Here is a 12,472-nt window from a genome sequence, read left to right on the forward strand (position 1 = left end):
AGGTTTATTTCACTTTATTAACTGAGCCATTATTTAGAAAATTGGATCACTGGTTCATTTTGTAACGTAAACAGCCCCATATTACTAGCGCTTGGCAGCCAAACTGCTAACTGCGATTGCAGCGCTTGTTGATCCAAGTTTAGGTGGTTAGCGCTGTAGGTTACCGCTTCTTGATAGCGTAGCGGTTTGTTTCTCAGATGTAGTAATAAGTCTGCTTGCCAGTCATTCAATACACTCATTTTGATGCGATATTGTTGGCGCGATATTGCAATATGCGTTTGCTCAGGCGTTGGCAAGGTGTACGGCTTTGCTTGCTCAAGCTGGGTTATAAGCGGCAGCAAAGGGTAATCGGTTTGAATAAGCTGTACTGATTCAGGCACCGACATGACAAAATTTTCTGCGATACCGCAAAGGAGCTCAATCTCGTTTATTACTGCAGTTGATTGCTCGGTTTCCGGTCCTGGTTTTAACAGTGCAAGCGCTTTGGCTCTTTCAAACTTAGCCAGCTCTGAAGGCAAGCTAAACATAGCTTGCTGGTGGGCATTAAAATCACCGGTGGGTTTTGTGTGTGCTAAAAAATCAGCGAAGCGCGAGCCTAGTTGATGTAGTGTCCAAGATTCTGAGGGTAAGGTGACGATAAAGGCTTTGGCGAAGGTGTCGAATACTTCGTCGCCCATAAACTGGCGAAGTAGTGCAAACTCTCCCCGAAGACATTCGACTAAACGCATCACATAGCCTGCAGCATAGATGTCTACTCTTCTCATGGCTCCCAGTGTTTTACTACTTTTTACACAGTCATGCAGCGTTAAACCATGCGGATTTGCAGCGGTATTGAGTTTTTGTGGTAGGTCGCCTCGCACCATTAAAACGGTGCTAAGCCACTGCTGAGTTTGCGTTAAGTCTGGCGTTTTCATTATGTTAATTCTGCTCGCTCTTTGACGATTGGAGTTGACAGCGCGTTGGTGTTAGTAACTGTATCTTGCTTTGGAATATGCCCTGCCAGTACCAGTTTTGCTTTGCTTAACTCATCAACGAGTTCAGGAAAGCTGGGGATATTGGCATCCCATTCAAGTAAGGTAGACACGCCACCCGTTAACTGCTGCGCCAGTTGGTAAAGCTGCCAAACCTTGGCGGGCACTGGTTGGTCATGGGTGTCTATCAAACAATCACCGCAGTCGCTAGGACCGGCTAGATGGATTTGAACGATGTGCTCATGGGGGAGTTGACGAATAAACGCTTCAGCGTCAAAACCATGGTTAAAGCTACTAACAAAGACGTTGTTTACATCCAATAGCATGCCGCAGCCTGTTGCGGTGACTAACTCACTAAAGAACTCGCTTTCAGTGAGGGTTGAATGTTGAAATTCAAGGTATGTTGATGGGTTCTCAAGCACCAAAGGTCGCTCTAAAAAATCCTGTACTTGATCAACACGGTTGATAACGTGTTGTAGGCTTTCGTCAGTTAATGGCATAGGTAGGAGATCGTGACTATTCAAACCAGCAACGCCTGTCCAACACAAATGATCGGAAATAAGCTGTGGCTGAACGAATTCACTTAACTCCTTGAGCTTGCCTAAGTATTCAAAGTTAAGAGGGTCGCTGCTACCAATATTCATTGACACACCATGCATCACTAGCGGGTATTGTTCCTTTAACTGAGCGAGCACATGCCGACCATAGCCGTGATTATCTATATAGTTTTCACTGATGATTTCAAACCAGTCAACATCAAGCGATGCTCCGCGTTCCAATTGAGACATGATAAAGGGATAGTGCTGGCTTCTCAGGCCAACACCAAGCCCTAAGTCGGTTAGTTTTTCGATAGCGGACGCAGCAAGCTGCTGCGTCCGAATTGGATTTGTCATGCTATCTTTCCTATCAAGTTGATGGAGGAAGTGCTAGACGAATATCTGAAGGTTTTGGCTTCTCTTTAGGTTCGCCATCTTCGTTCAATAAACCATTGGCATTGCAGTATGCTTGCCAAGCAATATCGTATACGGCATCCCCTTGTTTATAAGGCATTAGCACATGATCTGCAGATTGACCGGTTGGAGCTTGTTGGTCTTTCGGGTAAGTGTAATCCATTGGAGAGAAAGTATTATCTTTTAAGTTAAACTTAAATAGTTGCATATCGTATTCTTGGTCTTCACCAGAAAGTTCAGGGAAGAGTTGAGAGGCTGAGATAGGCACTGCACACCCACCCAAGTTATTACACTTATTATCTGCAGGTGCACTTTTTGGCCCTGTTGATACGCTACCACCACAGCTACCGCCGGGCGTTGTGCTATGAACAAAGCCGCAACCACCTTGTGCTTTACAATCATTACTGCCTTTACAACTGTGATATACCTCAGGAGGTGGTAAGTCATTCGAACCTATATTGGTATAGCTCATTCCTTGGCAGGCATGATAAAGGGCGTTCGGATTTTGTGGGGCGATACCCGTTACTAAATCCGGCGCAATTCCCGTGGTTGCCCAGCAAATCGAGATCCTATCGCCAGAGCCACCCATCGCAGGGCCCGGAAATTCACTGGTTTTACCAGACCAATAACGATCAAGTGCAGTAGTTAGACCTTTAATTGTGCCTACCGCAGATTGACTGAATAATTGATGCGTATTGCCAATATTTGACGAGAGTTTAAGGTTGTTAAGCGCTTTTACTACACTGCTGACGCAAGGTAGATTTGGGTTTTGCTTAGCTGCTTCATCATCGCCGTTGGGGTCCAATAACGCCTCATTCCAGCTATTACCCTCAGCAAACCAAGTTGACCAAGTCATGTAACGTTCGTCTGGTTGACTTGAAGACTTCTCAAAGTCGACAATGAGCCTCATAGTATCGGTAAATATTTGAAAGTGATCTTTGTATTTATTAGTGATCCGGGCACACGCCGAACCGGAAATTGGACCCTCACCGCAGCTTGCGGGATAATCCGCCTTCAATGCTTCTGCACTAGGTTGAAACTTCTCTTCTACGGTGCTGAGGTGGGGATCATCCGCTTCATCCGCTTTCGCTGCTAGGAGGTTTTGTGCCCATTTCTCATCAGCCCAGCGTTTACAAATCATTTCTGCCACACCATCACCTTCTCCTTGATCAGTAATGGCATTTACATTATTCATTAACGCTTCTTTTAAAACAGTATGATCTTCTTTTACGTTGAGAGAGCCCTTAATACCTGGGAATTGTGGCTGATAATCTTTATTACCAGGGCGCTCATTAAAATAGTCGCGCTGAATGGTTGCATAGTCGAGCAAGCTTGTGCCATCGTCATACTGGATCTGGATATAATCCCAATAGCTGAGGTACATGTGTCCAATCGAGCCAAACAGCGGCAGGTTTTTCTCAGTGTAATCTGGTTTCCACCAGTCATAAGGTGCCTGCTCAAAATATTTTGGCCGTTTTGTGTCTTTGTTTGGTTCTAAATATTGCTCTTGGATAATTTTCTTTGCGTTTTCTTCCGTTTCTTCAATCAACATAAAGAGTAGTGTCTGCTCTTTGTTGAGTTCAGTGGCATTAACGCGTAGATCTTGTAACGTTTTACCTGGGAAAATTTGTTTGAAGTAAGCTTGAATCTCAGGGCTCAGTTGCGACAAGTCTTTGGTACAGTCTGCAAAGTCCAAAATATGTGGAATACCACTTTGGTTGTTGTAGCATTTCCAACCATAGTTTTCATCAATCAATGCCGGACTTGTAAAGCTTGGTGTGAGTCCCAACTTACTTGCCATATTGGAAGCAAGCTGTAAATGGAGCATTTCTTCAATGAAAACACTATATACGCCATTAAAAACTTGCTGATTGATAGTTAACCTAAACTTATCCGACAAATCGCTGGGTTTACTATCACTAACTAACGTATTTATATCGAATAACGGCGCGAGATCAACGTCATATTGACTACGGCGCTCTTCCGGGATATATCCAGCTGTTGGACCAAGTCCTGGCCAATAACGTCCTGGATAAAGGTTTGATGAATCAGCGATCGCATGGGTGCCTTGAATGGAATAAAGGCCTGTCATGTATAAAGGGATAGTGAATAATTCTACATTTATTGCGGCTTGTGCTATTGCCCTAAGGCAAGATAAATCAGCGTTCTTGTATTTGCTTGCGCGTGCTTTTATTTGCTTCTTTTGTGTACTGCTGAGGATGATGTTGGTGTTGAGCTCTTTGTTTATTTTTAAAGGCTGACTCTCTTTATTCTGCACATTCATAGCTTGCTCCTTGATGACGGTGGACTTGCTGCATTTTTTCGCCTAATAGCCTGTAGTATTGGATATATATGTCGAACTATTGCAATTAAGTTAATAAAGTTAAGTGATTGGTTCAGGTGAAAACACCACTCTCTTTAGAAAGTAGCTGTAAAAGTAAAAAAAGGCGATTACACAAGATTACGGGGTGGGGATTATATGTTGTGTCTAAACGTAGATCGTTATTAGAAGTGAGTAATCAATAATTACTCACTGAATTTAGCTAGCAAGTCTTACCGTTCGCAATAGTAACTAGGATCCGGTACTGGGAATTCAGGCAAACGTTCACAACCTTCAAACTGTACCTGTGGCGATTCGAAAAGAGGTGCGCTTCGATACTTACCTTTGACTGAAAAGCTACTCGGTGCCGTAATTATCCGAGGTTTTGGATCAAAGTTTATGTTGAAACCATCCGCCACCGCTTCATAGGTCATAGCCCAGTTTGAAAATAATTGAGGGCTATTCAACCTATACATCGAGTCAGCTTTATATACATCAAACCATTTACGAGCCAAAATACTTTGACCTGACTTCAAAATGATAAGAATACGGTTATCTTTAATGTGATTTATATTATATAAATTATTTATTTCAAACTCTAACTTGGATGCATCCATATTTAAAAGGTTAATTCGACCATATTGATCGAAAATTTCTGGTGCAAAAGTTTGAATAATTGAGTTGGATGAAGAGGAACCACCAATAATAACTTGGCATTGAATAGACACTCTGCCTTGAGCGTGCTCTGCATTCGCTGTCATTTTACATCCGGATTAGTGCAACTAATAAATTTGCAGCGATAATTGAGTTTCTAAATTTACAATTCATAAAATATCCTTTTTAATATGAAATTAGTACTGCAAGGAGGAGATTAGTTAATGTGTACAAAAAGATCAATTTTAATTGTTGTTTTATTTTTTCTTATTAGTTCTGGGTGCACTTCAATAGGTCGAAGTGTTATGAGTAAATCATTGAAATATGAGTTAAAACTAGTTATCGACACAGAGTTGATAAATGTCAAAAAAATTGAAAGGAAATTAAAAAAAGGTGAGTACACGTTGACTTATGACTTTTATCCAAGTGATATTTCAATCAAGGATGACATTGATATGAATGTTGAAATTAATGGTATCAGTGCCGGTTACAAAATAGTGAGAGAAGAGCAGGCTCGGGCTCTCGATTTGAGCGGGCAGCTAACTCTCTTGATCCCCGGTTTTGCCGTGGATAAATCACTACTGACTTCCTACGCGATTTGGTTTTCCTCATTGGGATCAGATGTCATTGTAATGGACTTGAAAAGCGTTGATGAAACTACATTTTCGTTTGGTAGTAAATTGGTCGCCTATTATCCTGAATTATCGTCTAATTATAAGTCAGTCAATGTTGTCGGATTTTCTATGGGCTTTCTACCGGCATTGCATATAGCTCAAAAGTATAACCCTAGTAATTTGATTGGTGTGGCACCATTTTTAATTAGGGAAGACTTAAATGTTGCTGCCTCAAAAACGGTTTCATATATTGAGTACTTGCCGCAAGGATTAATCGATAAGGTGATAGATTCATATTTAATTGAAAATGATTTGCAAAAGTACTTCTCAGATGGACTTGAAGTTGTTAATTATTATGAAAATCTATTAGTAATTAATTCAGGTAAAGATGATGTACTTCCTGAGTCAAGCAAGTTGGTATTAAAAAATCACTGTGCACAACAGTTTTTTATACCTAATTATCAGCATCATTTACTTGCATCAACGCCGACAAATGAAACAACAAAGCTACTCGTACAATTTTTGGGAGATTTATCGCGTAGAGATAGAAATAAAGATTGTTCGAAAATATAAAAGGCTGATTGCTCAGCCTTTTATATTTTTATAGTAATTAGAACTTAGACGGCGCAGGAGGCACTGTCAGTGTTTTCTTCGGGCTATCTTTTAACTCTTTCAACAGCTCCTTCACTGCACGCTCGACAGAAGGGTCTTTACCGGCATGAACAAGCTCTGGTCTATCGATCACTTCGATATCAGGGCTCACACCCTCGTTTTCGATGATCCAATTGCCTTCGTTATCTAGAATTCGGAAGGTTGCAGCGATAACCTGACCTCCGTCAACAAGACTTGGATTACCCGAGATACCGATAAGGCCACCCCAAGTGCGAGTACCAATCAGTTTGCCAAGACCTGCCTGACGGAAGTAGTAAGGTAGGGCATCACCACCCGAACTTGAATAACCATTGATAAGCATGGCTTTTGGACCATCGTGGGCAAATTGTGGAGTTTTTGTTGGCTCAACACCACGGCGTTTCCAATAGTTAAGTGGCTTACGAGCAAGCCAAGTGATCATGTGCTCAGGGATAAAGCCGCCGCCGTTATAACGGTCGTCGATGATCAGCGCATCTTTGCTCGTTTGTGGCATAAAGTTCTTAAATAATGAACGGTTACCATCATAATGAGTATTTGGTAGGTGAACGTAGCCAATCTTACCGTTTGATAATTTATCCACGTAGTCAGCACGTGATTGAACCCATGCCATGTAACGCAAGCCTTGTTCGCTGGCAACAGGTTTTACCGTGGTTTTCCAGCTATCATCAGCGCTTGGTGATTTACTCAATACCAACTCAACTTGCTCGCCTTGGGTGTTTTCAAGTAGTTCGTAAAAGTTAACCACGTCTTTTACCGAGCGACCATTGACCGAGATGATGTAATCACCCTCATCGGCATTCACGCCGGTTTCATTGAGTGGTGAACGGTAGTCTTCATGCCAGTTCTCACCTTTGTAGATACGCTCAATTTTAACGTAGCCAGACTGATGAGCACTTATTTCTGCACCAAGTAAACCATGCTTTTTGCGCTCGGCTGTTGGGGCATCACCAGATTGTACGTAGATGTGACCTGCGTTGATTTCACCCGCAATTTCACTAAGTACATAGTCTAAGTCGCTACGGTGTGCGACAGCGCTGGCAAGTGGTTGATACTTCTCCAAGATAGCATCCCAATCTTGACCATGGTGATGTTCGTCGTAGAACCAGTCGCGTAATGTGCGCCAGCCTTCTACATACATTTGTTGCCACTCAACTTTCGGGTCTATTTTCAGTGTCATCTTAGATAAATCAAGCTGACTGGCTTTTAAATCTTGCTTTGGCTTTGGTGCAATTACACTGAAGTTGTTACCAGCGCGAGCGATCAGGTGCTTACCACCAGCGGCAACTTTATAGCTGCTTACGCCTTCGGCGACGGTTTCTAGTTTGCTATCTGGTTCTGTGCCGAGGAGCTTTAACGCACCGCCTGTTAAAGTCAGTACGCCTCCTTCAACACCTGTAAGCGAACCGTAATTACCTGCTGGGGCTGAGAGTGATACAACCCGTGACATAAAGCCGTTGGCCTCAATGCGATTTGGTTGTTTGTCGCTGTCCTTTTTCGTTTCATCGTCTGATTGAATGCTTAACTCATCACTTTCAAAGGCATTAAGCGGCTTGATCTGACTATTCACCGCAACGCTATAAATGCGCGTGGCATTATTAAACATATAATCAAATTCATAGCTGCTAAAGGTGAGGTTATAGTCGCGCTCAGAAGTGAAATAAATGTAGTTACCGTCAGGAGAGAAAGTAGGGTTACGCTCACTGGTCATGTTGTCAGTCAGTCGAGTGACCTTTTTATCCTCAGTGTTATAGTGCCAAAGCGAGGCGTAGCGGTTTTCATTGTTTTTAACAAAAACAATATCTTCACTGTTTGGCGACCAAGTATATTCAGTTAGACCATCTTCGTCGTATTTGGCGGTGTCAATTTTATGCATATCGCCAGATTTCGCATCAACCCACCATAGCGTGTGGTTTTTATCTGCGAAGAGTAGTTTGCTGTTATCAGCGGACCAAATTGGTGTAAAGCGCCAGATGGTACCATTGTCAGTTAACTGGATGGTTTTGTTGTTATTTGCTCTATCTTTGAGATAGATCTCATATTCACCTGTTTTATCGCTCATGTAGGCAATATAACGGCCATTCGGTGACCAGCTTGCTTCAATTTCACGACCTTCTGGTGTGTAAGAGAGGTTACGAGTTGGACCCTGTTTTACTGGGACTGAGAATAACTCACCACGGGCAGTAAACAATGCACGCTTACCATCGTGTGATATATCCATAGAATCGATAAAGTCGCTAACGTTTTTACTATATGGCATGGCATATTGACGCACACCAGCAACATCGATTTTTAGCTTTTTAGTTGTCTTTGTCGCTTCGTCAAAGCGATATAAGTAACCGCCATTTTCGTAGACAATGGCATCTGGTCCGGCTGATGGCCACAGCACGTCAAAGTCTTTGTGGTCAGTCATTTTAACCGGTGACTTGCCATCGCGATATTTATAAAGGTTGAGCGTGTAGTCACGATCAGACACAAAGTAAATACTGTCATTCACCCAAGTTGGTTGTTGATCGGTGGCTTTGTCAGTGGTGAGTTGTTTAGACGTATTGTTTTCAAGGTCGTAAATCCATACATCCTGAGCTCGACCACCACGAGAGCGCTTCCAAGTTCTAAACTCTCTGTCGATTGGTGTGTAAACATACTTATTACCATCAGGGGAGAGCATACCACCACCCGTTTCTGGAATGGCCATCGGCTGCTCAAGTCCACCTTCTACTGGTACCATATACGGGCGACCCATACGTTTGCCCCATGGTGTGCGATTTGCTCTAAAAACGATATGTTTACCATCGGGTGTCCAGTCCATCACGCGATAGTCGAACCCACCGCGAGGAGGCATTTGACCAACATCGTTGTAGTAAGTGAGTTGCTTTAATCCTGAACCATCAGCATTGATCACATAGATTTGGCGGCTGCCATTATACTCGGCGGCAAAAGCGATTTTGCTGCCATCTGGAGAGAACTTAGGGAAGGTCTCAAAACCAATATGGTCTGTTAGACGCTGACTTTTACCTGTGTTGGTATCTGCAATATATATGTCGCCAGCATATACAAAAGTGACTTTATCTTTGTGGATATCTGGAAAGCGGAGTAGGCGAGTATCTTCGGTCTGATACGCCGAAACAAAAGGCGCGGCTGCCGCAGCAATGGCGAGCACGAGTGTTTTTATCTTCATCATAATATAGGCATTTCCGTTATTATTTTGATACATAATAACGATTGATAAGTGAAATGCACCCAATTTAGATGAGTAGCTTGTTTCAAAATGTGAAAAAACACCCCACCGCGGAGTGTGGTCGCGATGAGATGTTGAGTAGTTGGGGGAGGTACAGATGTACCTCAATCATGTGTTGATTTAGAACTGAGCAACAAAAGTTAGGTTGCTTGTTTCACCGCCGTCAGTGTCAACTACACTACCTTTAAGGTAGTAAGTGTCGTTGAAGAAGTATTTAGCTTCTACTGCTAAGTCTGAATCATATGAACCTAGGCCAAGCGCAAAGTTGCGAGTGAAGTAGTAGTTTGCAAGCACGTTTGTTACGTTGTCGTCAAAACCATCAGTATCAATACGGTTGTGCTCTAAGTCGATTGTGAAGTAGCTGTCACCACCAACGTGCATGAAGTAACGTGCACTTAGGTTTAGGTAATCAAATTCGTCTTCAGTTTCAACTGTGAAACCGATGTAATCTGTAGAATTTAGTTCGTGGTTGTACTCAGCTTTGAACCAAGTGGTATCACCGTTTTCAAACTCTTCTTGGCGAATGCTTAGCTTTAGGTTGTCGTTGTAAAGGTAACCAAAACCGAAAGAGTAATGGTCGTCAGCTTCGCCAAGATCTGCGATGCCAGCAGTTACAAACCATTCTTTAGTGATAAAGCCTTCACCACCAACAGAGAAAGCATTTGAATAATCATCGTTAAAGTAACTTACGCCTACATTGCTGTCCGTATCAAGGTAGCCAAAGTCATCCCATACGCCTACTGATTCTTGAGGTGCGAAGAAATAGCGAGAAGAAAGCATCAGTGCGCTGTTGTCAGAGCCATCATAATCTGTATAACTAGCGGTGTTGAACCACTCTTTTTGTACGTTACCAGTGTTAGCCTGAGCTGCTGCTGAAACAAGTAGTGAAACAGCTGCGATAGATAGTAGTTTTTTCATAGTCATCCCTTTAATTTCCATATATTGAGCTACATCGACTCAACGGCGCGCATGGTAGTATTAGAAATCTGAACGGAAGCTGACAATAATGAAAAAAGTTTGGATATTGGCAAAAAAGCTGAGACTTAATTATGCTTTTTGTTTATAAGATAAACATAAAGGAAGTGAAAATGAAAAATTCATTTCACGGTATATCAATAGGCACTGAGCGCTTTGGAGATGATATTTATCTCACACTTAAGCCTACAGGTAAACTCACTCATGAAGATTATGTTGTTATTACACCAATAATCGAGAGTGCACTGAAAGCAGTAACAACGCCTAAAATCTATGCATTTCTTGATGCGACTGATTTTGAAGGCTGGGAGCCAAGAGCCATGTGGGATGACTTCCGACTCGTCTTTGAGCATAGCACTGAATTTGCTAAAGTAGCAATATATGGCGGCAAAAACTGGCATCGACTTGCTGCAACAATAGGTAACTGGTTTGTTACTGGTAAAGTGAAGTATTTTGATGATAAAGGGGATGCATTGAATTGGCTTAATGAACGAGATTGATTAAAGTTGAATTAAATTCATGATTTATGCGTTGTGACTCGAGAAGCTTGTCACATCTGCAAAAAGTGGATTATTCAACCTATCATCAGTATAGTGAATTAACACCATTGGCTTTTGTCATAACGGCTTAGGAGCTTCGACTGTGAAAAAAATACTGATCACTGGTGCAAACCGCGGTATTGGACTTGCGTTAACTAAAACCTATCTGCAGGCTGGTTGGCACGTGTTAGCAACTTGTCGAGACCCGCTTATTGCTTCAGAACTAAATTCTCTTGCGCCAACTTTTCCTGAGCTCCAAGTGTTTGCCCTAGATGTGACCAATTACGACCAGATGGAAGAATTAAGCGAGAAGCTAGCCCCTGTTGCCATCGATATTGTTATTAACAATGCGGGTATTTATGGGCCGAAAGACTATGCATTTGGTGAAACAGATATAGAAGCGTGGCGAGAAGTGATGGAGGTTAATGTATTTTCCACCATGCGACTCGCAGAGCTATTTTACACCCATCTTTGCAACGGCAATGAAAAGATTTTTGCGGCCATTTCTTCTAAGGTAGGTAGTCACACCATGAATACTAAAGGCGGTGGCTATATCTATCGCAGTTCGAAGGCTGCGCTAAACTCAGTGGTAAAAAGCTTGTCTAATGATTTACTGAGTGAGGGGATCCGAACTGTTGCGCTTCATCCTGGTTGGGTTCAAACGGAAATGGGGGGCCCCAACGCGTTAATTACCCCGGACGAGTCTGCAAATGGGATCTACTCCGTGTTATCACATTTTGTGGATGCACAAAGCGGTGGCTTTTACGACTATAGCGGTGAAGCTATTCCTTGGTAATAAACTGACAACTAATCTGTGCTTACACGAGAAATAAAAAATTTTGGTTACTTAATGAGGAAGGTACGTTGCGTAGCGTCCACATAGTAGTAAAGGAATGTGCATACAGTGGTAGAAGTTCAAAGTTTAGTCTTCACGCGTCGTGATGGTGAAGTGAATCGAGCTGTATTAGATAAGCTTAGTCTCAGTATTGCTGCTAAAGAACAGGTCGCTATTGTTGGTGATAGCGGGTCGGGTAAAACGACACTTATCCATCTGATTGGTGGTTTGTTAAAGCCCGATAGCGGCAGTATTATTATTGATGGCCGGGATATTACTCAGTTTAATGATATTGAACAGGCGCTCTACCGTCGCAAGTTAGGGATGATATTTCAACACTATCAATTGCTTGCACCTTTATCCGTCTACGACAATATTGTTTTTCAAGCACAGCTCAATCAATTGAACCCAAAGCAAAGCGATGTTGGTGCGCTGGCAGAGCGTTTGGGGATTTTACATAAATTAACGGCCTTGCCTCAGCAATTGTCAGGTGGTGAGCAGCAGCGAGTTGGTATCGCACGTGCCATGATCAACAAGCCTAAGTTATTGCTGGCCGATGAGCCGACGGGAAACTTAGATGCTGCGAAAAGCGAAGAAGTGGTATTACTTCTGCGTGAGCTGTGTGAAGAGCAAGGCGTTAACTTGCTTATGGTTACACACAGCCAACACCTTGCTGACAGCCTAGATAGAAAAATCACCATTCAAAATAACCGTGCTTATGGCTAAAA

At 42.6% G+C, this 12,472-nt stretch carries 10 protein-coding genes; 4 read left to right on the forward strand and 6 right to left on the reverse strand.

The features are described 5' to 3' along the window. Nucleotides 1-29: 29 nt before the first annotated feature. The 4 genes from PNC201_RS21570 to PNC201_RS21585 form a co-directional block, all read right to left on the reverse strand. Nucleotides 30-914, reverse strand: coding sequence for an HvfC/BufC N-terminal domain-containing protein (locus PNC201_RS21570; protein ID WP_102058387.1), 885 nt, complete (start codon nucleotides 912-914; stop codon nucleotides 30-32). Continuing rightward, nucleotides 914-1,864: an MNIO family bufferin maturase gene (gene bufB / locus PNC201_RS21575; RefSeq protein WP_102058388.1), complete on the reverse strand. Its 951-nt coding sequence runs from the start codon at nucleotides 1,862-1,864 to the stop codon at nucleotides 914-916. Before bufB ends, PNC201_RS21570 begins: the two co-directional genes overlap by 1 nt. 13 nt (nucleotides 1,865-1,877) lie before the next feature. Next, nucleotides 1,878-4,205, reverse strand: coding sequence for a ferritin-like domain-containing protein (locus PNC201_RS21580; protein ID WP_102058389.1), 2,328 nt, complete (start codon nucleotides 4,203-4,205; stop codon nucleotides 1,878-1,880). 269 nt (nucleotides 4,206-4,474) lie between these two features. After that, nucleotides 4,475-5,002 (reverse strand): hypothetical protein, encoded by a 528-nt coding sequence (locus PNC201_RS21585; protein WP_233525265.1) that lies wholly within the window; start codon nucleotides 5,000-5,002, stop codon nucleotides 4,475-4,477. Nucleotides 5,003-5,200: 198 nt separating this feature from the next. Between PNC201_RS21585 and PNC201_RS21590 the strand changes: the two genes are divergently transcribed. Next, nucleotides 5,201-6,082: an alpha/beta hydrolase gene (locus PNC201_RS21590; protein ID WP_158299156.1), complete on the forward strand. Its 882-nt coding sequence runs from the start codon at nucleotides 5,201-5,203 to the stop codon at nucleotides 6,080-6,082. 37 nt (nucleotides 6,083-6,119) lie between these two features. Here the strand turns inward: PNC201_RS21590 and PNC201_RS21595 are convergent, their stop codons facing one another. Both PNC201_RS21595 and PNC201_RS21600 read right to left on the reverse strand, forming a co-directional pair. Further along, entirely contained in the window at nucleotides 6,120-9,371 is a 3,252-nt protein-coding gene (locus PNC201_RS21595) for a S41 family peptidase (protein ID WP_199539710.1), read from the reverse strand. A 144-nt stretch (nucleotides 9,372-9,515) separates the two neighbouring features. Further along, nucleotides 9,516-10,313 carry a putative porin gene (locus PNC201_RS21600; RefSeq protein WP_102058392.1) on the reverse strand — a complete coding sequence of 266 codons (798 nt, stop codon included), beginning with the start codon at nucleotides 10,311-10,313 and terminating at the stop codon, nucleotides 9,516-9,518. A gap of 170 nt (nucleotides 10,314-10,483) precedes the next feature. On the opposite strand from PNC201_RS21600, the gene PNC201_RS21605 reads away from it, so the two are divergent. The 3 genes from PNC201_RS21605 to PNC201_RS21615 all read left to right on the forward strand — a co-directional run bounded on the left by PNC201_RS21605 (nucleotide 10,484) and on the right by PNC201_RS21615 (nucleotide 12,470). Beyond that, nucleotides 10,484-10,870, forward strand: coding sequence for an STAS/SEC14 domain-containing protein (locus tag PNC201_RS21605; RefSeq protein WP_102058393.1), 387 nt, complete (start codon nucleotides 10,484-10,486; stop codon nucleotides 10,868-10,870). 142 nt (nucleotides 10,871-11,012) lie between these two features. Further along, the gene (locus tag PNC201_RS21610; RefSeq protein WP_102058394.1) at nucleotides 11,013-11,705 is read left to right on the forward strand and encodes an SDR family oxidoreductase; all 693 of its coding nucleotides are present in this window, start codon (nucleotides 11,013-11,015) and stop codon (nucleotides 11,703-11,705) included. A gap of 108 nt (nucleotides 11,706-11,813) precedes the next feature. Next, nucleotides 11,814-12,470, forward strand: coding sequence for an ABC transporter ATP-binding protein (locus tag PNC201_RS21615; protein ID WP_102058395.1), 657 nt, complete (start codon nucleotides 11,814-11,816; stop codon nucleotides 12,468-12,470). Nucleotides 12,471-12,472 lie beyond the last annotated feature (2 nt).

Source organism: Pseudoalteromonas sp. NC201 (genome assembly GCF_002850255.1).
Lineage (GTDB): Bacteria > Pseudomonadota > Gammaproteobacteria > Enterobacterales > Alteromonadaceae > Pseudoalteromonas.